Source organism: Yoonia sp. R78084, assembly GCF_044595625.1.
GTDB lineage: Bacteria > Pseudomonadota > Alphaproteobacteria > Rhodobacterales > Rhodobacteraceae > Yoonia.
This window is the reverse complement of sequence record NZ_CP138993.1, coordinates 881,668-905,732: the sequence shown is the minus strand read 5'-3', so window position 1 is coordinate 905,732 and position 24,065 is coordinate 881,668. Positions and strand designations below refer to the sequence as shown.

Genomic DNA, 24,065 nt, shown 5'->3' with positions numbered 1-24,065 from the left:
TGCACTGTCACAGTTTCTGAATATCGACCGATCCAACCCGCCCAGACACCCATTGGCGCGACTGCCAGATCGCGCCAGCCGCGTCGATCCAGTAGAGATTTGTAAAGCTGCCCGTATTCCCGGTGCAGGTCTCGCGGACAACACGCGTTCTAAGTTGACGCTGAAAAATCTCGATCACTTCGGTGCGAAGCGTGGCCATCTCGCACTGGAATATGCTGCGGATAATCTGGTCTTCACCGCCCAGGTAATCATGCACCCGCTGCGCACGGCCACTCCCGCTGACAATTGCTGGATAGACTTGCGCCACATCAGCGCCCATCAGGTCATTTCCTAGGCCACGGGTGGCAATGACGATCCCATCCCGCAGCGTCAAGCTGTCCCCTTCATCAGAAACCCAAGTCACCCTGTCGGCATTTGCAGCCACACGCTCAAACACCGACGCAACCTCTTCGTCAACCGGCGCAAAGAGCAGCAGGTCATTCGCGGCGGCGTCGATGCGCTCCCTTGTGAGTGTTTCTCTGGGGTCGCGGTCTTGTTCCCATTTATCCGCACCTGCGCTGGCTAGCCCCTGCACAGCATTTACAAGCGGCTGGTTCTGCGCCAGAGGCCCGCAAGCGGTCAGACCAAAGAGCACCATGAGTAAAGATAGCCTTCTCATCTCCAAAACCGCCCCCAACTTTCCTGCAGGGCAACGACATGGCCGCCGCGCACCGTTTCGTACAAACGGCCATCGACGTTCAGGCGCGCACCACCATCACGGCTCAGCGAAGACAGGCTGACATCTGTTCTGTCGCGCGTCGCATTGCCGATGGCCCAATCAAGTGGGATTGTCAGCTGAATGCCCTTATCAAACGACCCCTCGCCAAAATTCTCGAAGGGCACATCGGTTAAGGTGGCATAGGCCCCGACGCGCCACCCATTGGCGAATTCACGGTCCAGCGCAAAGGTGGCACCCCAATCACCGGCAAGGTAGCGTCCGACGTCGATCCTGCCGTGGAAATCGTTTTCAAAGTCATAGTAGACGGATGCGTGCCCCGTCACGACATCGTAGACACCGTCGAGTTCGGGGAAATCCTGCGCACCAAAGCCAAGGTCATAGTCCCGTTGCACAACGTAGTTGAGTTCGGCCCCAAGCGCCACGCGGCTGTCGACGGGTTTCCACAGAAGTTCCGTCGAAGCCCCCGCAAACATCTTTTCGAGATAGCCGAGTGATACGCGGCTGTAGAGCGCGCGGCCGGGCCGCTCGTACCAATGTAGGGCCAGGTCTTCGATCCCGATCTCGCCCGCCTCTCCATAAAGAGCCACATTGCGCCTGACCGGTTGGAGCGTTGAATCCGAAACGCGCGCATCCGAGCGGTTCTCGGAAATCCGGTAACGCGCTGTCCCTTGAAGGGTGAGATTGGGCCGTAACGCATAGCGCAGATCGGCCTGCAAACCATATTCGCCCCGCAGCGGGTTTGATCCGTCAAACAACTGGACGGCGTAATAAGGTGACAGTCCCCACTCGAGCGCACTGGCCTGCACACCAACTTCAACTGCACTCACATCAGTTCGCGCCTCTGAAATTGCTGCGCGTTCATATATTTGTGCCGCGGCATTTGGGCGGTTCTCAAGCGTCTCCATATCGGATCGCCTGATCGAAACGATCGATAGGGGCAACCCTGCACGGGTCGGCTCAAGCACGAACACTTCGACAGACGACGGCATGGTCTTGGTCAGCACCCGCGCGACACGGCCCAAAGCCTGCGCGTCAGCGCGGTATCTCTCGTTTTCAAAACGCACCCGAACAGTGCGGCCTGCCACGTCAAGGCTCTGTAATACCACGCCCTCTTCCAGAAGGCCGGTGGCGGTCGCGCGGCGCAGCGTATCCTCTGCTAGCCCGTTGGCACTGGAGCGGCCGCGCAAGACAACAGGCTGCGGTGCAGGTTCAAGGCCACTGCGTGCTGCGCGGTCCTTGGGGTCAATGACAATCGTTGCCGAAAGTCCCAACTCACTTCCCCCCAAAGCATAGGCGCTCAGGATGTAATCACGGCGTGGCGCATAGCTCAGGCCGAAGTTGAAGGGCGTCTCGCGCTCGACGACCCCCAAGGCCGCCTCGCGCACGTAGGCGTCACTGGAGTATTCAGCCGTGGCCGTCAAACTGTCACTGATCCGCCATTCAGCACCGCCAAAGAATGCCGCGTCACCGCGGAAAAACTGATCAAACGCGGGCGTACCACCGTCACCAAAATCAAGCGGTGGCCGTTCGTTGAGCGTTTCGTCAAACACACCCAAGGGGTTATCAAAGCCGCCTTCAGTACCAAGGCGCCCCCAGCCCAATCCCACAGTTGCCCGCAAACGAGGTGAGAGTGCCTTACTGGCGACAAGATACTCGCCAGTATAAAGACCAGTCCCAAGGAAGTCGCGCAAACCGATGGCAACGGCGGGACGCAAGCTACCCTCGGTCAGAAGCTGGTAGTGAAAATCAAAACTGCGGTCATAGAGATCATCCGTGTCCGGCCCCGAAAACTCGGCAAACCGCGAATAGCGAAACGTGCCGCTCAAACGCGGTGTGACCTGAAAATTGAATGATGCCCTTTGCTGGTTTTCAAATCCCCCGAGGGTCACCCCGATCTCTGCATCCGGCCGCACAAACGCCGAGGGCAATTCGATGAGGCCCGGGGTGCCGTAGAGAGTATATCCACTGCGCCAATCCTTTGCCGCTGCTGCGGTAGCATCAAATAAGCAGCAGGCCAAGATAGATATTCGAAAGGATCTTTTCATAGCCTGAGTGCCCTGCCCCACCATCCTGTCTGGTCACCCCAAATCAGATCTGGTCTTTTTTCTTGCATCTTTGTCTACGCAAACTTTCGCTCGAAAGCCAATTGCTTTTGACGCACAGTCACCACTGGCCTGTGCATGGTATGCAATAAGATCGGGGTGACATCCCCAATTGGGCGATCATTGGCAAAGCGCCATCTAGGATTACCAGCGCCACTCACGTCTCACGAAAAGCTCGGACGAAATAGTCGGCAAGCGGCTTGATCAGGAACTGAAGCGGGCTGCGATCCAGTGTGCGTGCAAACGCCTGCACCGGCATGCCGGGGATCAGCGTCATTTCCTCGGGCAGCCGGTCCATCTCGCCTGCCGCAAGCTCGATCTCGGCGCGGTAATACGACAGCCCGGAGTTTTCATTCTGGAACGCATCGGCCGAGATCAGGGTCACAGTGCCATTCAGTTCAGGTGTGCGGCGCTGGTCAAAAGCCGAGAACCGCAGCGTGACCTCTTGGCCGACATAAATCTGGTCAATGTCTGTCACCTGCACCTGCGTGGCGATCACAAGCGGGCGGTCCTGCGGGATCAGGAACAGCACAGGATCTGCGGCGCGGATCACTGATTGCGGTGCAAAAACCTGCAAACCATACACAATCCCCGAGACCGGTGCACGAATATCCAGACGGTCAAGCTGGCGACGCAGCGTGCGGCGACGCTCGGACAGTTCCAGCTCGTTGAACTCCAGATCACGCAAGCGCGTGATGGCCTCCTCGCGGCGGGTCGATGACAAACCAAGAACCTGAAGCTCGATCTCGGTCATGCGTTCCGCCGCCTGCGCGGCTTGCGCCGTCAATTCACCAACACGACCAAGCAGACTGGCCTCTTCCCGCTGCAGCGCAAGCACGCGGCTTGCTTGCGCCAGCCCCCGGTCCAACAGGCTTTGTTGATCCGCAAGCTCTTTGCCGATCAGATCGCGTTGGGTCGAAAGCGCCTCTTGCTGCGCACTGATCCCTGTCAGTTGGCTGGCAACTTGTGCGCGCTGCTGGCTAAGCTGTTCGATCGCACTCTGATTGGTTTCCAGTCGCGCCCGGAACAAGCGCTCCTGCCCATCCATGAGTTTTTGTACTTCCGGCGTTGCAACCTCGGTCAGGATCGGGCTGAATGTCAGATCTGACGCATCATCCCTCTCAGCCTCTAGACGGGCACGGCGCGCCAGAATTTCGAAAAGCTGCCCCTCGACAACAGCGAGTTCCGATTGCAGGACCGTCGGATCCAGCCGGAGCAGAAGATCGCCTGCCTGCACCGCATCGCCCTCATCGACGATGATCTCGTCGACAACGCCGCCGTCAGGGTGCTGCACGACTTGCCTATTGCGGTCTACCTCAATTTGACCGGTCGTAATCACGGCACCCGAGATTTGCGCCATGACCGACCATGTCCCGAAACCACCGACAAGGATCAGCAACGCAAGAGCACCAATCAAAAGGTGCTTATTTGCCGACCAGCGCTTGGCGACATTCGCAATCATGACACGCCTCCGCCTTTGCCGGTGCTGCGTTGTATTTCACCGTGGTTCTTCACCATCTCAGCCAGCACCGCGTCTTTTGGGCCAAAGGCCCGCCGTGTGCCGTTTTCAAGGACCAACAAGAGATCACATTCCTGAATAGCAGACGGCCGATGCGCCATGATGAAGACCACTTTACCGTCGGCTTTCAGTGCCTTGATCGCCTTGTTCAGCGCAAGAGACCCGTCATTGTCGAGATTCGAGTTGGGTTCGTCCAAGACAACAATCACCGGATCGCCATATAGCGCCCGCGCCAGACCGATCCTTTGAATCTGACCGCCCGACAACCGCCCGCTACTCGATGACACGCGGGTATCATAACCGTCCGGCAATTTGAGGATCATCTCATGGGCGTCAGCGGTTTTTGCCGCAACGATCACCTTGGCGTCATCAGGTGCCATCGACATCCGCGCAATGTTCTCTTTAATCGTGCCGTCAAAAAGATGGACACGTTGCGGCAAATAGCCGACATGCTGACCCAGCACATCCGGTTCATATTGATCAAGTGCCGCACCATCGAGCCGGATCTTGCCAACCGCAGGCGACCAGACACCGGTGAGAATACGGGCAAGTGTCGACTTGCCAGCACCCGACTGACCAATCACGCCAACGGCCTGTCCCGGCGCAACCGCAAAGCTGATATTGCGCAGCGCTGCCTGTTGCTCGCCTGGCGGCACCGCACTGATCTGATCAGCAATAAGCTTGGCCGAAGGCTTGGGAAGTTCAGTACGCGGCTCGTCTTCTGGCACTTGCCCGAGAAGCTCGGACAAGTTGCGCCAGCCTTCGCGCCCCCGCTGGAACACGGCCCATTGTCCCACGAGCTGTTCAATCGGTGCCAGCGCGCGTCCAAGCAGGATGGACCCCGCGATCATGGCACCGGGTGACAATTCATTGATCAACACAAGGTATGCACCGAGACCGAGCATCGCAGATTGCAGAAAGAGCCGGAATGACTTGGTGATCGCCGTGAATGTTCCCGACGTGTCTGCGGCATCAATGGCTGTATCCAAAGACTTGCCACGCGCGAGTTGCCAACGATCAAAAGCAGCGCCCCGCATACCAAGGGAATGCACCATTTCACTCTCACTGCGGATCTGAGTACCCAATTGGTTTGACGCGAAACTTGCCGCATTCGCGGCTTCCAGAGGTTTGCGCGACGTGAATTGGTTGAGCAAAGCGACAATCAGCAGGACCACCGCCCCGACGATTGCCAACAGACCCATCAAAGGATGAAAAATAAAAATACCGAAAAAGAAAAGCGGCACCCATGGCAAATCGAACAGCGCCATCAGTGCAGGTGATGTGATCAGGCGCTGAACAGCTTCAAGATCACGCAAACCGGTTGCCGCCTCACGCGGCGCCCTGTTCAGGGTTGTCGCCTTGAGTACAGCGCCAAAGACCCGCCGGTCCAAATCGGCCTGAAAGCGGGCGCCGACCCGCCCCATGACTCGACCGCGGACGAAATCGAGAATGCCCATCATCGCGTAAAGGAACGCCACCAAAACGGACAAAGCGAGCAATGTTTCAAAGGACCGCGAGCTAAGCACGCGGTCATAGACATTGAGCATGTAGAGTGGCCCGGTCAGCATGAGCAGGTTCACAAAGAAGCTGAAAACTGCGACTGCCCAATACAATGAGCGGCTCTTCTTACGCGTTTCAGCAAGCTCCGCTCTGCCCCGAACTGAGTTTTCAGTAGACATTTGTTATTGATTACCTCGAAGTCCTCTGCTCGCCGGCATCATAAGGCCTAATCGCATAGACACAATTGTGAATGTCTTGTTTGGTCAGCATAGAGTTGGCGCAAAACGTAGCCGCATAAAAGGCAACCGATCCGCTATGGCAGCCAAAACGCACAAAGTGTTGCCCATATCAAATCCATTTATCAAGATGTCCTATCAATGATTGAGAAACCTGCGTGACAGCTACACTTCGTGATTTCGAAGTTGTCAAAACAGGATGCTCTCACGCTTCGATGTCTGGGCTGCCCGATAATTGCACCATATTGGCTCAGCCTGCACGCAAAATCAAAGTCTTCAACGGAAGATTGCAGAAATCTGGCAGACTTGGCGCATTCATACTGTATAGAACTGTTGGCATTTCAGCGCCTGCATGGGACAACCTCCATCGACGATTTCATTCTTGGACAAGCACGCATTAAAAATGACAAAAACTGCACTCATCACAGGCATCACCGGGCAAGACGGTTCCTACCTCGCTGAATTCTTGCTCGAAAAAGGATATGAGGTGCATGGCATCAAACGCCGTGCCTCCTCTTTCAACACCCAGCGGGTCGATCACATCTATGAGGACCCCCATGTCGATAACGCCCGCTTCAAGTTGCACTATGGTGATCTGACCGACACCTCGAACCTCACACGCATCCTGTCCGAGGTGCAGCCCGATGAGGTCTATAACCTTGGCGCGCAATCCCATGTTGCTGTGAGTTTTGAGGCGCCGGAATACACCGCCGATGTTGATGGCATCGGGACACTGCGGCTTTTGGAAGCCATCCGTTTTCTGGGGCTCGACAAAAAATGCCGCTTCTATCAGGCCTCCACATCCGAACTTTACGGCCTTGTCCAAGAGACGCCCCAACGCGAAACAACGCCATTTTACCCGCGCTCTCCTTACGCGGTTGCAAAGCTCTATTCCTACTGGATGACAGTCAATTACCGCGAGGCCTACGGGCTTTATGCCTGCAACGGTATCCTGTTTAACCACGAAAGCCCGCGGCGCGGCGAAACCTTTGTGACGCGCAAGATTACCCGCGGTTTGGCGCATATCGCCCAAGGGTTGGAGCCGTGTCTTTATATGGGCAACATCGACAGCCTGCGGGACTGGGGCCATGCCAAGGATTACGTGCGCATGCAGTGGATGATGCTGCAGCAGGACCAGCCCGAGGATTTTGTGATCGCCACCGGCAAGCAACATTCTGTGCGCGACTTTATCAACTGGTCCGCAGCGGAACTGGGTCTGACGCTGGAATTTACCGGCGAAGGCGTGGATGAGGTAGCCACGGTCGCCAGCATCACCGGCGATATGGCCCCTGCCCTGAAGCCGGGCGATGTGATCATGCGGATCGACCCGCGCTATTTCCGCCCGGCCGAAGTTGAAACGCTGCTTGGCGATCCTTCCAAGGCCAAAGAGAAACTTGGCTGGGAACCCCAGATCACTGCCCAAGAAATGTGTGCCGAAATGGTGGCTGAAGACCTGAAAACTGCCCGCAGGCACGCGTTTCTCAAGGCGAACGGGATGGACATACCCGTCGCATATGAGAGCTGAGATGGCGGGGATGCAAAAGATATACGTGGCAGGCCATCGCGGCATGGTTGGCGGCGCCATCCTGCACCAGTTGAAAGTACGCGGGAACGCAGAGACCATCACCCGCACCCATGCGGAACTGGACCTGACAGACCAATCAGCGGTGCGCGATTTCATGCAGGCCGAAAAGCCCGATGTCGTCATCCTTGCTGCCGCCAAAGTGGGCGGCATCCATGCCAACAACACCTACCCCGCTGACTTCATCTACGATAACCTGATGATCGCCAGCAATGTGATCCATCAGGCCTATGCTGCCGGCGTGACACGTCTGCTGCAACTGGGATCGTCCTGCATCTATCCCCGCGACGCAGCCCAGCCGATGCGGGAAGACGCGCTGTTGACGGGGACGCTTGAACCCACAAATGAACCTTACGCTGTGGCCAAGATCGCAGGCATCAAGCTTTGCGAAAGCTACAACCGCCAGCATGGTGTGGATTATCGCAGCGTGATGCCCACCAATCTCTATGGTCCGGGTGATAATTTTCATCCTGAAAACAGCCATGTCCTGCCCGCGCTGATGCGCCGCTTTCATGAAGCCGCACAGCAAAGCCGCGATGAGGTTGTGATCTGGGGCAGTGGCACGCCACGGCGCGAATTCCTGCATGTCGACGATATGGCCACGGCCTCGCTCTTTGTGCTGGACCTGCCAAAGACCGACTATGACGCAAACACCGATCCGATGCTGAGCCACATCAATGTGGGCACCGGCACCGATATTTCGATCCTTGACCTGGCGCAGGCCGTGGCAAAGGTCACAGGATTTCAGGGCCGGATTACAACCGATCCTTCCAAACCTGACGGAACGCTGCGCAAACTGATGGATGTGGGACGACTGGCCAAAATGGGCTGGCGCGCGCAGATCAGTCTTGAGGATGGGATTGCGGAAACCTACCAATGGTATCTGGCGAATATCGAAAACCTGAGGGGTTAAAGGCTTATGGCGAACAAGATCAATCCGGTTCTGCTCTGCGGTGGTGCAGGGACACGGCTCTGGCCATTGTCGCGCAAATCCTATCCTAAACAGTTTGTAAAACTGATCGGCGAAGAAAGCCTGTTTCAGGCCTCGGCACGCAGGCTGTCTGGCGCGGATTTTACCGCGCCGTCAGTCGTGACAGCCGCGGATTTCCGGTTTGTTGTCCTGGAACAATTGGCAGCAGCGGAAATCGCCCCTGCCGATATCCTGATCGAACCTGCTGCCAAAAACACCGCGGCCGCGATTTGTGCTGCCGCATTGGCCCTTGAGGCCCGCACACCCGGCGCGCTGATGTTGATTGCCCCGTCGGACCATGTGATCCCCGACGCAGACCGGTTTCGCGCGACGGTCGCGGCCGCTGTGCCCGCAGCACTGGATGGCCAACTGGTCACCTTTGGCATCCGGCCAGACCGTCCCGAAACAGGATATGGCTGGCTTGCGCTCTCCAGTGTCCCAACAGCCGAGTTCGCACCGACACCACAACCGTTGAAGGGTTTCGTGGAGAAGCCCGATCTTGCGACGGCAGAGGCACTCTTGGCCGGCGGGATGCACCTGTGGAACGCAGGCATATTCCTGTTCTCGACAACCACGATCCTTGCCGCCTTTGCCGCGCATGCACCCCAGGTTCTCGCCGCGACCCGCGCCGCCTTTGAAACCGCCGAGGCCGATCTCTCCTTTACCCGCCTTGCCCCCGACGCTTGGGCCGATTGCCCCGAAATTTCCATCGACTACGCCGTGATGGAGCAGGCCAAGAACCTGACCGTCGTGCCCTATGGCGGCGCATGGTCCGACCTTGGTGATTGGCAGGCGGTGTGGCGCGACGGCAAAGCAGACGCGCAGGGTGTCGTTACATCCGGTCCGGCCACATCCATCGACTGCAAAGACACGCTGCTACAGGCAACCAGCGGCGCACAACAACTGGTTGGCATCGGGCTTGAAGGGTTGGTGGCCATCGCAATGCCCGATGCTGTTCTGGTCGCCCATAAAGACCGCACGCAGGACGTCAAAGAGGCGGTTATCAAACTCAAGGCCGCCGCTGTCCCGCAAGCCGAAACCCTGCCCCGCGACTACCGCCCTTGGGGGTGGTACGAAAGCCTCGTGGTCGGAACACGTTTTCAGGTAAAACGGATCGTCGTGCATCCGGGTGCGGCACTCTCGCTGCAAAGCCACCATCACCGCGCAGAACACTGGATCGTTGTCGAAGGGACCGCGAAAGTGACCATCGACGACAGTGTCCAGCTGTTGAGCGAGAACCAGTCTGTCTACATACCGTTGGGTGCCGTGCACCGCATGGAAAACCCCGGCAAGCTGCCACTGACACTGATCGAGGTGCAGACAGGGGGCTATCTGGGTGAAGATGACATCATCCGATACGACGATGTTTATGCCCGCGGTCAAGGAGCAAAAGGATGAGTGCGCTGACCTGCTTCAAGGCCTATGACATCCGCGGGCGGCTTGGCATCGATCTGGACGCTGGGATTGCCTACCGCATTGGCTGCGCCTTCGCCGAAGCCTTGGACGCAAAGACAGTCGTCCTCGGGCGTGATGTCAGGGCCTCGTCTGAGGAACTCGCGGCAAATGTTGCGCGCGGGTTGATGGATGCGGGATGTGATGTGCTTGATCTGGGGCTTGCAGGCACCGAAGAGATGTATTTCGCCACAACCCATTTCAATGCGGATGGCGGCATCTGCGTAACTGCTTCCCATAATCCGATGGATTATAACGGGATGAAAATGGTGCGGGCGGGGTCTGCGCCATTGGATGCAGCGAACGGTCTGGCGCGGATCAAAGCGCTGGCCGAGAAAAATGAATTCGCGGTTGCCGACACCGCTGGTGTGTTGCGTAATGTCGCTGCAGAAGCGCGTGTCGCCTATGTCGATTGCATGATGTCTTTCGTTGATCTGGACGCACTCAATCCGCTCAAGATTTTGGTAAACGCCGGACACGGGACGGCCGGACCGACCTTTGATGCCATTGCCGCAAAGCTTGAGGCACTTGGTGCGCCCCTGACATTTGAACGGCTGTTCCATGCGCCCGACGGCACCTTCCCGCAAGGTATCCCCAACCCGCTCTTGCCCGAGAACCGCCCCGCAACAGCATCGGCCGTGATCCAATCAGGCGCCGATTTCGGCGTCGCATGGGACGGCGATTTTGACCGCTGTTTCTTCTTTGACCACACGGGCAATTTTATCGACGGGGAGTATGTCGTGGGGCTCTTGGCCGAGGCGTTTCTGGCCAAAGAACCGGGGGCGAAAATCATCCATGATCCACGCATTATCTGGAACACCCAAGACATCGTCACCAAGGCAGGTGGGCATGCCGTGCAATCGCCCACAGGCCACGCATTTATCAAACAGGCGATGCGCGATGAGAACGCAATTTACGGCGGTGAAATGTCAGCGCACCACTATTTCCGTGACTTCGTGTTTTGTGACAGCGGTATGATCCCCTTGCTCTTGGTTGCAGAACTGGTCAGCCGCAACGGTCCTCTCGCGGATCTCGTGGCGCAGCGCAAGATTGCCTTCCCCTCATCGGGAGAAATCAATTTCTCGCTGGACGATCCAAAGGCCGCAATCGCCCGTGTGCGTGCGGAATATGCCCCGCACGCCATGGAGATCGACGAAACCGACGGTCTGGGAATGATCATGGGGGATTGGCGGTTCAATCTGCGCAGCTCTAACACCGAGCCGATTGTCCGGTTGAATGTCGAAGCGCGCGGAGATGCCAGTCTGGTCAGCGAAGGTGTTGCGCGTTTGACTGCGCTTCTGGTGCCCTAGACTCTCAGGTCAGGTCTCACGCAACCTCTGCCGAAACGCGCGTACCGATGGCATCGCGACCAAATAGGACCCGAAGAAGGCCGCCAGGAACGCCAGCACCGCCAGGAACGCGGCACGATTATTATTCCAGAGCAGCACCCCGCACACCTGCGGCGCGATGACAAATGGCGCAAGCACGAGAGTCGTGAGCGGGTTGGCAATATGCCGACGTTTCCGACCTAGCAAGCAAATCTCCAACCCGCGCATGACTAGTTGGTGAAAGTGCAAACGGTCCGGTGACATCGCATCTCTGTTTGCCCGGCTTCGCCGAAACATTGCAAAAAGAGTGTCCGCGAGTGGCCAGAACAGGGTCAGCAAAATCGCCCATGCGGATACTGCGGGGGCAAAAATCAGGATGGCGATGCCAAACCAACAGAGCACAAACCCGATCGTGTAGGCCCCGGCATCCCCAAGGAAAATCAAACCGAACGGGAAATTCACCATAAAGAACCCGAACACCACGGCAGCAAGCATCATGCTGAGCATGACCATCGTTGCATGCCCAGCCTGTAGCGAAATAAGGGCGATGGATACCGCAGCGCCGATCGCAGTCAGCGCTGCGAGACCGTTGACACCATCAATCAGGTTAAAGCCGTTCGCAACGCCCGCTGTGATCAACAAGGTGAATGGAACACCGATAAACCAATACTGCATCAGCAGGTCAAAATAAGGCACGCCAATACGTGGCAACCAGACGCCAAGCAGGACGATGACAATCAAACTGGCAAGACAAACCGCGAGCAGGCGCCTGCGCGGCGAAACCCGAAAGCCCAGATCTTCGCTGAGCCCGACAAGGAAAAGCAGCGTTGTTGCGATGATTACGCCCAGATAACTCTGCACGATCGTCGTTGGCGCAAAGACCACACTCAGGGCCAAAGCAAGAAAGATCGCCACGCCACCGATGCGAGGTGTCGGACGCGAATGCATTGATTGAACTGCATTCTCATCGTCCCCGCGGCCGCGCAACCGCGGGAAAACCTGCGCCAGTGCAATGATGCCCAAGCACCCCACAAACGATATCAACGCCAGATAGCCCTGATAATACTGGAAGAGTGGGGCCACTTCGGACTGCATCAATACCGCCAAATCTTCAATTCTAGATAGATTTATAGGGCCTCTTATACAGCAACACTGTCGTCATCAATAGTAATGCAAGGCAACTCTGGCTTGCGACGCGGCGAGGTTCCGCCTGTGCAGATCACGCGCCAGACACGCGCGTGACTAGAGGGGGCCGGTAACTATAAGCAAATTTGTTGCTTTGAATTTCAGGGGGCCAGGCCCTAGAACGGCACGTCATCGGCTTTGTCTGCACTTACCACATATTGCGCCACCACATGCTTTGATCCGGCCTTGTCGAATGCGATCACCAGCTTGTCACCCTCGATCCCGATCACTTCGCCATAGCCGAATTTCTGATGGAACACGCGCTCGCCTTCCGTAAAGGCGCTGACGGCGGTCATATCAATAGTCATATTGCGTGCTTCGGACGGCATTGCCATGCCGCGCTGTTGGCTGCGTGACTGCAACCGCCGCCAGCCGGGAGAGTTGTAGACATCCGCACTATGCGCCTTTTCATGCAGGTCGGACCCCACCATGCCCGCCATTGCGGGCGATGCGCTTGCCGCCATGCCGGCCGCACCATAGCCGCCGCCATAAAGACCCGGCGGCGTCAGCACCTCCACATGATCTTCTGGCAGTTCGTCGATAAAGCGGGACGGCATCGCCGATTGCCATTGGCCGTAAACACGCCGGTTTGCGGCAAAAGACACGATGCAAATCTCTTCGGCGCGGGTGATGCCGACATAGGCCAGTCGCCGCTCTTCTTCGAGGCCTTTGACCCCGCTTTCGTCCATTGAGCGTTGCGACGGGAACAACCCGTCCTCCCAGCCCGGCAGGAAGACAGCGGGGAACTCAAGGCCCTTGGCCGCGTGCAGGGTCATGATGCTGACCTTCTCGCCCTGCTCTTCGGTCTCATTGTCCATGATCAGGCTGACATGTTCGAGAAACCCTTGCAGGTTCTCAAAATTCTCCAGCGCTTTGACGAGCTCCTTGAGGTTCTCAAGCCGCCCCTCCGCCTCAACATCCTTGAATTTTCGTTGGTCTCCACGCGCAATTTCCACGTCGGTCTGCGGTGCAAAGAATGAGTTGATATAGCCGCTTTCCTCTAGTATCAGCTCGGCCAACTCTACATGGCTGTATTCACCTGCCGAGACTTGATCGTTCCATTGCGAAACGCGATCAAGAAATTCTGATACTGCGGTTGCAGCCTTTCCCTTCAGGCTGCCACGTTGAATGGCATGGGCAGCGGCGTCGATCGCGCTAATTTCCAAATCAGCAGCTAGGTCACTAATCGTTCGAATGTTCTTCGGTCCCATCCCCCGCTTCGGAACGTTGACAACCCGATCAAAAGCCATTTGATCGACCCTGTTCACGGCCAGCCGGAAATAGGCCATCGCATCCCTGATCTCCATGCGCTCATAGAAACGTGGCCCGCCGATCACACGGTATGGCAGGCCGATGGTCAGGAACCGGTCCTCAAAGGCCCGCATCTGATGGCTGGCGCGCACGAAGATCGCCATGTGATCAAGGCCCATGGGCGCCATGCCGCGCGTCCCGCGTTGCATCGCCTCCACCTCTTCGCCGATCCAGCGTGCCTCTTCCTCGCCATCCCAATGGCCGATCAGACGAACCTTTTCGCCGTCAGTCCGAGACGTGAACAAGGTCTTGCCCAACCGCCCCTTGTTGGCGGCAATCACACCGGAAGCCGCCGCCAGAATATGCGGTGTCGAGCGGTAATTTTCCTCCAACCGTACCACATGGGCGCCCGGAAAATCCTTCTCGAACCGCAGGATGTTGCCCACTTCGGCCCCGCGCCAGCCATAGATCGACTGGTCGTCATCGCCCACACAGCAGATATTCTTATGCGCGGCCGCCAACAGGCGCAGCCACATATATTGAGCGACGTTGGTATCCTGATACTCGTCCACCAGAATATAGCGGAACCAGCGTTGGTATTGATCCAGCACATCTTCGTGCTTTTGGAAAATCGTCACCATGTGCAAAAGGATATCGCCGAAATCGACCGCGTTCAGGTCCAGCAAACGGCGCTGATAGGCGGCATAAAGCTCGACCCCTTTGTGATCAAAGGCACCGCTATCGGCGACAGGTATCTTATCCGGCGTCAGCGCCTTGTTCTTCCAGCCATCAATAATGCCCGCCAGCATCCGCGCAGGCCAGCGTTTGTGATCTATGCCTGCAGCCTCGATCAGTTGCTTCATCAGGCGGATCTGATCGTCGGTATCCAGAATGGTGAAATTCGACTTGAGCCCCACCAGTTCGGCATGACGGCGCAACTGCTTGGCGCAAACCGAATGGAACGTCCCCAACCAAGGCATCCCCTCGACCGCTTCGCCCATCAAACCGCCGATGCGCGATTTCATCTCGCGCGCGGCTTTGTTGGTAAAGGTCACCGCCAATATCTCATGCGGGCGCGCCGTCCCTGTCGCTAGAAGATGGGTGATACGGGTGGTCAGCGCCTTCGTTTTTCCGGTCCCTGCCCCCGCCAACATCAAGACAGGCCCGCTCAAGGTCTCGACCGCCTCGCGCTGCGCGGGGTTCAAACCGTCCAAATAGGCCGCACTCGGCCGCGCCATCGCCCGCTGGCTCAGTGGCACGGCAGCCGCCTCAAAGGCATCATCTTCGGAAAAACTGCTCATCCTCCACACATAGCGCCAACGGGCGCGGGTGAAAAGCCTTGTTCTACTTCCGTTCTCATCGTTATTATTGGCCCGAAAAATATCCCCGCCGGAGGCTCCGACCCATTGCCAAGCACACCTGAGCCGCAATAGCGTCAGCCAATGACATACCATAGCCGCTACCCCGCCATTTCCGATCTCAAGGCCCGCGCGCGCAGGCGGATCCCGCATTTCGTGTGGGAATACCTCGACAGCGCCACAGGGGTAGAGGCCACACAGAGACGCAACCGCGCGCAGCTGGATCAGGTCTTATTCAACCCCTCGATCCTGCATGGCGAATTCAAACCCGATCTTTCGACAACCCTGCTGGGCCACACCCACCCGCTGCCGATTGGCATCGCTCCTGTTGGCATGTCCGGGCTGATCTGGCCCGGCGCGGAACAGATGCTGGCGCGCACGGCCGCCGCCGAAAACATCCCCTACGGGCTTTCCACTGTCGCGAGCCAGCTGCCGGAAGACGTAGGCCCCCATGCAGGCCCGCACGCATGGTTCCAGCTCTATCCGCCGCGCGACCCCGGCATCCGCGATGATCTTCTCAAGCGTGCCCGCGACAGCGGGTTCACCGCCATCGTGCTGACGGTGGATGTTCCCGTTGCATCGCGCCGCGAACGCCAGACCCGCGGAGGGCTGACACAACCGCCGAAACTCACGCCAAGACTGGCAATGCAGGCAGCGCAATGTCCCGCATGGCTGAACGGGATCCGCAAAACCGGCATGCCACGGCTGCGGCTGATGGAGAGCTATTCGGACATCAAAGGCACCCTGCCTTCGAACGAACATGTGGGGTATCTTTTGCGCACCTCGCCCGATTGGGATTATTTCAAAGCGCTTCGCGATGCATGGGACGGTCCGCTCATCGTCAAAGGCGTCAGTCTGCCCGAGGATGCCGCGCGCCTGACAGCGGAAGGCGCCGATGTGATCTGGGTCAGCAACCACGCAGGCCGACAGTTTGACGGCGGGCCTGCGACCATCGAAACCCTGCCACAGGTCCGCGCGGCTACCGATTTGCCAGTGATCTTTGACAGCGGGATCGAAGGTGGCCTCGACGTGCTGCGCGCGCTCGCATTGGGTGCGGATTTCGTCATGCTTGGCCGTGCCTTCCATTATGGCGTGGCTGCCCTGGGTGAACCGGGGGCCGCCCATGTGCTTGATATCCTACGACAAGACATGATCAGCAATATGGGCCAATTGGGCACACGGACTTTGGCCGATGTGCCCGCACGCCTACGCAAACCACCGCAATCGTCCTAGACGCGCGGCAGATTGCCGCTTAGTAATGCTGCAACTGCAAAGGAACGATCTATGGCTGACTTCAAGAAAATTCTCATCGCGAACCGCGGCGAAATCGCCATTCGCATTATGCGGGCTGCCAATGAAATGGGCAAAAAAACGGTCGCCGTCTTTGCCGAAGAAGACAAGCTGGGCCTGCACCGTTTTAAAGCCGATGAAGCCTACCGGATCGGCGAAGACCTTGGCCCCGTGGCGGCCTACCTCTCGATTGATGAAATCATCCGCGTCGCCAAGATGGCCGGTGCGGATGCGATCCATCCCGGCTATGGCCTTCTGTCCGAAAACCCCGATTTCGTCGATGCCTGCACCGCCAATGGCATCACCTTTATCGGGCCAAAGGCCGAAACCATGCGCCAGTTGGGTGACAAGGCTAGCGCACGCCGCGTGGCGATTGAAGCTGGCGTGCCCGTGATCCCCGCGACCGAAGTGCTGGGCGAAGACATGAAAGCGATCAAGAAAGAGGCGGCCGAGGTTGGCTATCCGTTGATGCTCAAGGCATCCTGGGGTGGTGGCGGGCGGGGCATGCGCCCCATCATGTCCGAAGCCGAACTGGAAGAAAAAGTTCTCGAAGGCCGCCGCGAGGCCGAGGCCGCTTTCGGCAATGGCGAGGGGTATCTCGAAAAGATGATCATGCGCGCCCGCCACGTGGAGGTGCAGATCCTCGGCGACAGCCACGGCCATATCTATCACCTGTGGGAGCGGGATTGTTCCGTCCAACGCCGCAACCAGAAGGTCGTGGAACGCGCCCCTGCCCCGTACCTCAGCGGCACCCAGCGTGAACAGCTGTGCAATCTGGGCAAGAAAATCTGCCAGCATGTGAACTACGAATGCGCAGGTACGGTCGAATTCCTGATGGATATGGACAGTGGCGAATTTTACTTCATCGAGGTGAACCCTCGCGTGCAGGTCGAACACACCGTGACCGAAGAGGTGACCGGCATCGACATCGTGCGCGCACAAATCCTGATCGCGGAAGGCAAATCACTCGTCGAGGCGACCGGTTGTGCCAGCCAGTATGATGTGAAACTTGACGGTCACGCCCTGCAATGCCGTGTGACGACCGAGGACCCCCAGAACAACTTTATCCCCGATTACGGGCGTATCCAGATGTACCGGTCTGCCACGGGTCCGGGCATCCGTCTGGACGGGGGCACTGCCTATTCCGGTGCCGTAATCACGCGCTATTATGACAGCCTGCTGACCAAAGTGACCGCCCGCGCGCCCACGCCTGAGATGGCGATTGCGCGGATGGACCGTGCCTTGCGTGAATTCCGTATTCGCGGCGTGTCGACCAATATCGCTTTCGTGGAAAACCTGCTCAAGCATCCGACATTCCTGAACAATGAATACCATACCAAATTCATTGACGAGACACCGGACCTTTTCAAATTTTCCAAGCGCCGTGACCGTGCCACGAAAATCCTGACCTATATCGCGGATATCACCGTGAACGGGCACCCCGAAACCACAGGCCGCCCGCGTCCTGCCGCGGATGTGAAACCACCGCGCCCGCCGGTCAAGCCGACCACCGACGTCACCCCCGGCACCCGCAATATCCTTGACGAATTCGGACCAGAGGCGGTCGCCGATTGGATGCGTGAGCAAAAACAGCTTTTGATCACTGACACCACGATGCGTGACGGGCACCAGTCTTTGCTGGCCACGCGCATGCGCTCGATTGATATGATCAACGCAGCGCCCGCCTATGCCGCCAAAATGCATCAGCTTTTCAGCGTCGAATGCTGGGGCGGTGCGACCTTTGATGTGGCGTATCGTTTCTTGCAGGAATGTCCTTGGCAGCGCCTGCGCGATATCCGCGCGGTGATGCCCAATATCATGACACAGATGTTGCTGCGCGCCTCGAACGGCGTGGGCTACACCAACTACCCTGACAATGTGGTGCAAAGTTTTGTGGCGCAGGCGGCAAGTTCCGGCGTGGATGTGTTCCGCGTCTTCGACAGCCTGAACTGGGTTGAAAACATGCGTGTCGCCATGGACGCGGTGATCAAGGCCAACAAAGTCTGTGAAGGCACGATCTGCTACACGGGCGACCTGCTGGACCCGAACCGCTCCAAATACGATCTGAAATATTATGTCGGCATGGCCAAAGAGCTGGAGGCCGCAGGCGCGCATGTGCTGGGTCTGAAGGATATGGCGGGTTTGATGAAACCTGCGGCGGCAACAGCGCTGGTGAAGGCACTGAAAGAAGAGACTAACCTGCCGATCCATTTCCACACGCATGACACTTCGGGTGCAGCTATTGCAACCGTGCTTGCGGCCACTGCCGCGGGCGTGGATTGTGTGGATGCGGCGATGGACGCGCTGTCGGGCAATACTTCACAACCCACCCTGGGCTCGATTGTCGAGGCGCTGCGCGGTGACGCCCGCGACACAGGCCTTGATATCGCGGCGATCCGCGAGATCAGCAACTACTTCGAACAGGTCCGCGCCCATTACACGGCGTTTGAAAGCGGACTACAGGCCCCGGCATCCGAGGTTTACCTGCACGAAATGCCCGGCGGTCAGTTCACCAACCTCAAAGCGCAGGCGCGGTCCTTGGGGCTTGAGGAACGCTGGCACGAGGTCGCACAGACCTATGCCGATGTGAACGCGATGTTTGGTGATATCGTGAAGGTTACGCCCTCGTCCAAAGTTGTGGGCGACATGGCATTGATGATGGTCAGCCAGAACCTGACGCGCGCACAGGTTGAAGACCCTGATGTTGACGTGGTTTTCCCCGACAGCGTCGTCGACATGATGCACGGCGATCTGGGGCAACCACCGGGTGGGTGGCCTGCGGCAATCCAGAAGAAAATCCTGAAAGGCGAAAAACCGATTACGGACCGTCCGGGCAAGCACCTTGCCCCTGTCGATCTGGAAGCCGCGCGCGCCGACTTGTCATCCCAGCTTGAAGGCAAAGCGGTGGATGACGAGGACCTGAACGGCTATCTAATGTACCCCAAGGTGTTCCTTGATTACATGGGCCGCCACCGGACCTATGGCCCCGTGCGCACTCTGCCGACCAAAACCTTCTTTTACGGGATGGAACCCGGCGAGGAGATCACAGCCGAGATCGACCCCGGCAAAACCCTCGAAATCCGCCTGCAAGCCGTCGCCGATATGAACGAGGACGGGGAGGTCAAAGTGTTCTTTGAACTGAACGGGCAACCGCGCACCATCCGTGTCATGAACCGGCTTGCGGCATCAGAGAAAGTGTCGCGCCCCAAGGCCGAAAACGGCAACCCCAACCATATCGGCGCACCGATGCCGGGAGTTGTGGCAACTGTCGCGGCGGTCGTCGGCAAGAAAGTGAAACAGGGTGACCTGCTCTTGACCATTGAGGCGATGAAGATGGAAACGGGGATCCATGCCGAGCGCGATGCCGTTGTCAAAGCCGTGCATGTGCAGGCGGGCAGCCAGATTGATGCCAAAGACCTGTTGGTGGAGTTCGAGTAGTCGAAAAGGCATAGAGGTCGGTTCCAGACAAAGGTAAGCATGGTGCATAAAATCCTGTTCGTCACCGACCCGCACATTTGTGCGCCCGGACAGCGGATTATTGGCCTCGACCCGTCGCTTCGCCTTGCTGCCGTGCTTGATGCGGCGATACTTGCGCATCCTGATGCCGCAGCTTTGGTGCTTTTGGGTGACCTGACCCATCATGGACTGGCCGCGGAATACGAGGAATTGGACCGTATTCTGGGCGCGGTCTCTGTCCCGATCATTCCCATGATCGGCAATCATGACAGACGCGACGCGTTTCTGGCCCGTTTCCCCGATGCGCCACAAACGCCGCAGGGCCATATCCAAACGTGGCGCGATATCGGTGATCACCGGATTATCACAATGGATTCGCTTGATGGCCCGCCTTATCATCATGGCCAGCACGCGGGTTTGCTCTGTCCTGATCGTCTTGCATTTCTGGAAGACGCCCTCGCCACCCGCGCAGGCCGGCACGCGATCGTCTGCATTCATCACCCGCCGTTTGACACAGGTGTCATCGGGATGGACCGGATCAAACTGCGCAACGGATCCGATGTTATTGATCTGCTGGCAAGGCATGCCAACCTGCATCTGGTCTGCGGGCATTTGCACCAGACGGTTTCGGGCAACACCCGCGGCGTGCCATGGACCGTTTTCAAAAGCCCCTGCCACCAAGGGGTGGTGGAGCTGGTCAAACAGAGTTCAAGCCTTTCGACCGATGAGCCGGGTGCCTATGGATTGGGGCTGTTGAGCGCGAATGGGCTGATTATCCACAGCATCGACGTCGGTACCGGCGCGCGCGTGGTCGACGGGTATGCCGCCGCCACATAGCCGCTGTCGCGCGGATACCGAAAAAACATCAATCGGTGCGATTTTGGTCTTGCGGAACCGCGCAACTCTTTATAGATCACGGCTCACGAAACGGATGCGGGCGTAGCTCAGGGGTAGAGCATAACCTTGCCAAGGTTAGGGTCGTGAGTTCGAATCTCATCGCCCGCTCCATTTCGAAACGCCAAAGGGCCGCAGCACTTGCTACGGCCCTTTGGCGTTTCGTGGGGCGCAGACCAGTCAGACCACCTAGCTTGCCTGGGCAGCAACGGGCGGTGGCGCTTGCAGAAAATGTGGCAGTGCTGTTTTGCGAAAGAGCGCCGCAACCTCAGCCGGCACAGGATCATTTGTGTGCTGGAACACCACGCTTTCGGCAGCAGCCACCATCTCCGACAAGGCCGGTGCCGCAATCGCAACATCGGCATAATCTGGCTCTTCGTTGTCCCAATCATCTGCCACTTCGGTCAACTGTGCATGCAACAAAAGCAAAGGTTCAAGCTGCGGTGTTTCGAACACTTCCGGCACCTCGGTAACAGCCGCGTCCTCAACAAAGACCGGCAAGTGTATCGGCGCACTTACCGCAGACAGCGCCAGCTTTCCCAAGACCCGCGCCGTCGTATCATGCCCGACCAGCCCATAAAGGCTTGGGATCAGCTCGAACAGGTCATCGGTTTGTTCTGCTGTCCGGTCTGTCACAAGAATCGCGCTGAGATGAGGGTTTCTCCGCTCAGCGGACAGGGCGATCGCGTGGGTCAGCTGCCCCTCGATGCGCTCATCCATAACCAGCAGATCAATGGTATCCAACCGGATCAGCGCATGGGCAAGCGCCTGCGTATCAACCGACAGGATCTGGAAACCCTTGTCGATCAGCGCGTGGGCGGTGGAAAGGGATGCGGCGGCATCGTTGCGTAATATGAGGGCTTTCATCGGATTCTCCTGATCAGTGACTTTCCGCATGACCATACGAATCGAACCCTTAAATATTGTTGAAAATGCTACAGCATAATGCGTCAGGCTTGGCCCCTGCCCCAGTTCCGCCTATAGAGCAGGGGAAACACCAAAGGACGCGACACCATGCGGACAGCTACTATCACCCGCCAAACGGCAGAAACCGATATTTCGGTAACGATCAACCTTGATGGCACAGGCGTTTATGACAACCAGACCGGCGTGGGCTTTTTCGACCACATGCTGGACCAGCTGTCGCGCCATGCGCTGATCGACATGACGATCCGCGCCAAAGGTGATCTGCACATCGACGATCACCACACGGTCGAGGATGTCGGCATTGCTTTGGGTCAGGCCCTCACACAAGCACTGGGCGATAAACGCGGCATCCGCCGCTACGGCAGCTGCCACCTCGCGATGGATGACGCACAAGTCCGCTGTGCGCTTGATCTGTCGGCGCGCCCGTACCTGATTTGCAACCTCGATCTGCCGTTCGGCAAAATCGGCACGTTCGATACCGAACTGGTGCGCGAGTTCTTTCAGGCGCTCAGCACGCATGGCGGCATCACGCTGCACATCGACAAACTGCACGGTTTCAACGCCCACCACATCGCCGAGGCTGCGTTCAAAGCGGTCGCGCGCGCGCTGCGTGAAGCTGTCGAAACCGATCCGCGCAAAGCAGACGCCATTCCATCGACCAAGGGCAGCCTATGACAACTGCTCTGGTTGATTACGACAGCGGCAACCTGCACTCTGCGCAAAAGGCGTTCGAGCGTATGGCGGCTGAGGTCGGGTCGGGTTCCATCGTTGTGACCTCTGATCCGGATGTTGTCGCCAGGGCGGACCGGATCGTGCTGCCCGGGGATGGCGCATTCCCGCACTGCCGCTCCGAACTCTTCGCGCGCAGCGGTCTGGCCGAGGCAATCGTCGAGGCCGTGACAACCCGTGCGCGGCCTTTCTTTGGTATCTGCGTGGGGATGCAGATGATGGCGACCACCGGCCATGAATATGAAGAAACACCCGGTTTCGGTTGGGTCGCGGGTGATATCCGCAAGATCACGCCTGCTGATCCCAAACTGAAGGTCCCGCATATGGGCTGGAACGATCTGGTGATCGACCATCCGCATCCGGTGCTGGAAGGCATTGCGACTGGGGACCATGCCTATTTCGTTCATTCCTTTGCGATGGATGTAACCCACCCGTCCGAGCGTCTGGCCCATGTGGACTATGGCGGTGACGTCACTGCGATCATCGGGCGTGACACCATGATCGGGACGCAGTTCCACCCCGAAAAAAGCCAGGATGCAGGATTGCGCATGATCGGCAACTTCCTGCGTTGGAAACCCTGACGGCTATGGATCTAACCCGCATTGTCGCCGACATCGGTGCGGAAATGGCCGCTGCCCCTGACCGTGGCGCGGTGGCGGATTATATCCCCGAACTTGGCGCGGTTGATCCCGCGCATTTCGGCATGGCGATTGTGACAGCGGACGGACAAGAGGTGCACACGGGCGATGCGTCGATGCCCTTCTCGATCCAGAGCATTTCCAAGGTCTTCACACTGGCGCTGGCCTTGGGCCGCTTGGGCGACCAGCTTTGGGCGCGTGTGGGGCGTGAACCCTCTGGCCTTGCGTTCAATTCGATCCTGCAACTGGAATCCGAACATGGCATTCCACGCAACCCCTTCATCAACGCAGGCGCTTTGGTCACAACCGATGCCATTCTTGCCGGCCACGCCCCGCGCGAAGCCTTGGGGGAAATCCTGCGTTTTATCCGTGCGGCAGCAAGCGACGATGATATCCACATCAACCCAGCGGTCGCGCAGTCCGAGCAAGACACAGGCGACCGCAATCTGGCGCTGGCACATTTCATGCGGGCCCATGGGAACATGAAAAATCCCCCTGCCCTGACCTGCGGCACATATTTCCATCAATGCGCCATCGAGATGACCTGTCTGCAACTGGCCCGCGCGGGGCGTTTCCTGATGGGTGGCACGGGCGCGCCAAACCTTGTCAGCCCCGATCGCGTCCGCCGCCTGAATGCGCTGATGATGACCTGCGGGCACTATAACGGATCTGGCGAATTTGCCTTCCGCGTGGGGCTTCCGGGCAAAAGCGGTGTCGGCGGTGGTATTCTGGCCATCGTACCGGGATGCGCGTCTATCGCGGTATGGTCCCCCGGTCTGGACCAGAACGGCAATTCGCAACTGGGGACTTTGGCGGTGGAACGGCTGGTGCATGCCACCGGATGGTCGGTTTTCAGCTGATGCTTCGAAATTACCTTGCAGAGGCAGCGCGGCCATTGGCAAACAGGGCCTAAGAACAAACGCTGACAGA

The 24,065-nt window shown here is 58.2% G+C and carries 17 protein-coding genes and 1 tRNA gene; 11 read left to right on the top strand and 7 right to left on the bottom strand.

Annotated elements, in window-relative coordinates:
• Positions 1-7 precede the first annotated feature (7 nt).
• The 4 genes from SJY29_RS04715 to SJY29_RS04700 form a co-directional block, all read right to left on the bottom strand.
• Positions 8-637: a YjbF family lipoprotein gene (locus SJY29_RS04715; protein ID WP_400087422.1), complete on the bottom strand. Its 630-nt coding sequence runs from the start codon at positions 635-637 to the stop codon at positions 8-10.
• 17 nt (positions 638-654) lie between these two features.
• A complete protein-coding gene (locus tag SJY29_RS04710) occupies positions 655-2,763 on the bottom strand; it encodes a YjbH domain-containing protein (protein WP_400087419.1) in 2,109 nt (702 codons plus the stop codon).
• A gap of 214 nt (positions 2,764-2,977) precedes the next feature.
• On the bottom strand, positions 2,978-4,282 hold the full coding sequence (locus SJY29_RS04705) for an HlyD family type I secretion periplasmic adaptor subunit (RefSeq protein WP_400087416.1): 1,305 nt from the start codon (positions 4,280-4,282) through the stop codon (positions 2,978-2,980).
• Positions 4,279-6,018, bottom strand: a complete 1,740-nt coding sequence (locus SJY29_RS04700) for a type I secretion system permease/ATPase (protein ID WP_400087413.1) — start codon at positions 6,016-6,018, stop codon at positions 4,279-4,281. Before SJY29_RS04700 ends, SJY29_RS04705 begins: the two co-directional genes overlap by 4 nt.
• A 460-nt stretch (positions 6,019-6,478) precedes the next feature.
• Between SJY29_RS04700 and gmd the strand changes: the two genes are divergently transcribed.
• The 4 genes from gmd to SJY29_RS04680 are packed head-to-tail and all read left to right on the top strand — an operon-like array spanning position 6,479 to position 11,389.
• Positions 6,479-7,600 (top strand): GDP-mannose 4,6-dehydratase, encoded by a 1,122-nt coding sequence (gmd, locus tag SJY29_RS04695; RefSeq protein WP_400087410.1) that lies wholly within the window; start codon positions 6,479-6,481, stop codon positions 7,598-7,600.
• Positions 7,601-7,610: 10 nt separating this feature from the next.
• Positions 7,611-8,570 (top strand): GDP-L-fucose synthase family protein, encoded by a 960-nt coding sequence (locus tag SJY29_RS04690; RefSeq protein ID WP_400087407.1) that lies wholly within the window; start codon positions 7,611-7,613, stop codon positions 8,568-8,570.
• Positions 8,571-8,576: 6 nt separating this feature from the next.
• Positions 8,577-10,025 (top strand): mannose-1-phosphate guanylyltransferase/mannose-6-phosphate isomerase, encoded by a 1,449-nt coding sequence (locus SJY29_RS04685; RefSeq protein WP_400087404.1) that lies wholly within the window; start codon positions 8,577-8,579, stop codon positions 10,023-10,025.
• Positions 10,022-11,389 (top strand): phosphomannomutase, encoded by a 1,368-nt coding sequence (locus SJY29_RS04680; protein ID WP_400087401.1) that lies wholly within the window; start codon positions 10,022-10,024, stop codon positions 11,387-11,389. Before SJY29_RS04685 ends, SJY29_RS04680 begins: the two co-directional genes overlap by 4 nt.
• 9 nt (positions 11,390-11,398) lie before the next feature.
• On the opposite strand, the gene SJY29_RS04675 is transcribed toward SJY29_RS04680, so the two are convergent.
• A complete protein-coding gene (locus SJY29_RS04675; protein ID WP_400087398.1) occupies positions 11,399-12,502 on the bottom strand; it encodes a glycosyltransferase in 1,104 nt (367 codons plus the stop codon).
• A gap of 206 nt (positions 12,503-12,708) precedes the next feature.
• Complete coding sequence (locus tag SJY29_RS04670) at positions 12,709-15,144, bottom strand: ATP-dependent helicase (RefSeq protein ID WP_400087394.1); 2,436 nt, start codon at positions 15,142-15,144, stop codon at positions 12,709-12,711.
• Positions 15,145-15,285: 141 nt separating this feature from the next.
• Here SJY29_RS04670 and SJY29_RS04665 point away from each other — a divergent pair, with 141 nt between their 5' ends.
• The 4 genes from SJY29_RS04665 (at position 15,286) to SJY29_RS04650 (ending at position 20,955) form a co-directional block, all read left to right on the top strand.
• Positions 15,286-16,434: an alpha-hydroxy acid oxidase gene (locus SJY29_RS04665; RefSeq protein ID WP_400087391.1), complete on the top strand. Its 1,149-nt coding sequence runs from the start codon at positions 15,286-15,288 to the stop codon at positions 16,432-16,434.
• Between the two features lie 51 nt (positions 16,435-16,485).
• Positions 16,486-19,929 (top strand): pyruvate carboxylase, encoded by a 3,444-nt coding sequence (locus tag SJY29_RS04660; protein WP_400087388.1) that lies wholly within the window; start codon positions 16,486-16,488, stop codon positions 19,927-19,929.
• Between the two features lie 39 nt (positions 19,930-19,968).
• Positions 19,969-20,784 carry a metallophosphoesterase gene (locus tag SJY29_RS04655; protein ID WP_400087385.1) on the top strand — a complete coding sequence of 272 codons (816 nt, stop codon included), beginning with the start codon at positions 19,969-19,971 and terminating at the stop codon, positions 20,782-20,784.
• A gap of 96 nt (positions 20,785-20,880) precedes the next feature.
• Positions 20,881-20,955, top strand: a tRNA-Gly gene (locus tag SJY29_RS04650).
• Positions 20,956-21,030: 75 nt separating this feature from the next.
• Here the strand turns inward: SJY29_RS04650 and SJY29_RS04645 are convergent.
• Entirely contained in the window at positions 21,031-21,708 is a 678-nt protein-coding gene (locus tag SJY29_RS04645; protein WP_400087382.1) for an imidazoleglycerol-phosphate dehydratase, read from the bottom strand.
• A 147-nt stretch (positions 21,709-21,855) separates the two neighbouring features.
• Here SJY29_RS04645 and hisB point away from each other — a divergent pair, with 147 nt between their 5' ends.
• From hisB to SJY29_RS04630, 3 genes are read left to right on the top strand one after another with little or no spacing between them, the layout of a single operon-like run.
• A complete protein-coding gene (gene hisB / locus SJY29_RS04640) occupies positions 21,856-22,443 on the top strand; it encodes an imidazoleglycerol-phosphate dehydratase HisB (RefSeq protein ID WP_110280306.1) in 588 nt (195 codons plus the stop codon).
• Positions 22,440-23,078, top strand: a complete 639-nt coding sequence (gene hisH, locus SJY29_RS04635) for an imidazole glycerol phosphate synthase subunit HisH (protein ID WP_400087379.1) — start codon at positions 22,440-22,442, stop codon at positions 23,076-23,078. Before hisB ends, hisH begins: the two co-directional genes overlap by 4 nt.
• Positions 23,079-23,083: 5 nt before the next feature.
• Positions 23,084-23,995, top strand: coding sequence for a glutaminase (locus SJY29_RS04630; RefSeq protein ID WP_400087376.1), 912 nt, complete (start codon positions 23,084-23,086; stop codon positions 23,993-23,995).
• The last annotated feature ends 70 nt before the right edge of the window (positions 23,996-24,065 follow it).

Bases quoted from the DNA above. Each gene is read 5' to 3' on its own strand.
- SJY29_RS04680 (WP_400087401.1), top strand. From the start codon at position 10,022: ATGAGTGCGCTGACCTGCTTCAAGGCCTATGACATCCGCGGGCGGCTT.
- SJY29_RS04705 (WP_400087416.1), bottom strand. From the start codon at position 4,282: ATGATTGCGAATGTCGCCAAGCGCTGGTCGGCAAATAAGCACCTTTTG.
- SJY29_RS04690 (WP_400087407.1), top strand. From the start codon at position 7,611: ATGCAAAAGATATACGTGGCAGGCCATCGCGGCATGGTTGGCGGCGCC.
- SJY29_RS04630 (WP_400087376.1), top strand. From the start codon at position 23,084: ATGGATCTAACCCGCATTGTCGCCGACATCGGTGCGGAAATGGCCGCT.
- SJY29_RS04660 (WP_400087388.1), top strand. From the start codon at position 16,486: ATGGCTGACTTCAAGAAAATTCTCATCGCGAACCGCGGCGAAATCGCC.
- SJY29_RS04700 (WP_400087413.1), bottom strand. From the start codon at position 6,018: ATGTCTACTGAAAACTCAGTTCGGGGCAGAGCGGAGCTTGCTGAAACG.
- SJY29_RS04645 (WP_400087382.1), bottom strand. From the start codon at position 21,708: ATGAAAGCCCTCATATTACGCAACGATGCCGCCGCATCCCTTTCCACC.
- SJY29_RS04675 (WP_400087398.1), bottom strand. From the start codon at position 12,502: ATGCAGTCCGAAGTGGCCCCACTCTTCCAGTATTATCAGGGCTATCTG.
- gmd (WP_400087410.1), top strand. From the start codon at position 6,479: ATGACAAAAACTGCACTCATCACAGGCATCACCGGGCAAGACGGTTCC.
- hisH (WP_400087379.1), top strand. From the start codon at position 22,440: ATGACAACTGCTCTGGTTGATTACGACAGCGGCAACCTGCACTCTGCG.
- SJY29_RS04655 (WP_400087385.1), top strand. From the start codon at position 19,969: ATGGTGCATAAAATCCTGTTCGTCACCGACCCGCACATTTGTGCGCCC.
- SJY29_RS04710 (WP_400087419.1), bottom strand. From the start codon at position 2,763: ATGAAAAGATCCTTTCGAATATCTATCTTGGCCTGCTGCTTATTTGAT.
- hisB (WP_110280306.1), top strand. From the start codon at position 21,856: ATGCGGACAGCTACTATCACCCGCCAAACGGCAGAAACCGATATTTCG.
- SJY29_RS04670 (WP_400087394.1), bottom strand. From the start codon at position 15,144: ATGAGCAGTTTTTCCGAAGATGATGCCTTTGAGGCGGCTGCCGTGCCA.
- SJY29_RS04665 (WP_400087391.1), top strand. From the start codon at position 15,286: ATGACATACCATAGCCGCTACCCCGCCATTTCCGATCTCAAGGCCCGC.
- SJY29_RS04685 (WP_400087404.1), top strand. From the start codon at position 8,577: ATGGCGAACAAGATCAATCCGGTTCTGCTCTGCGGTGGTGCAGGGACA.
- SJY29_RS04715 (WP_400087422.1), bottom strand. From the start codon at position 637: ATGGTGCTCTTTGGTCTGACCGCTTGCGGGCCTCTGGCGCAGAACCAG.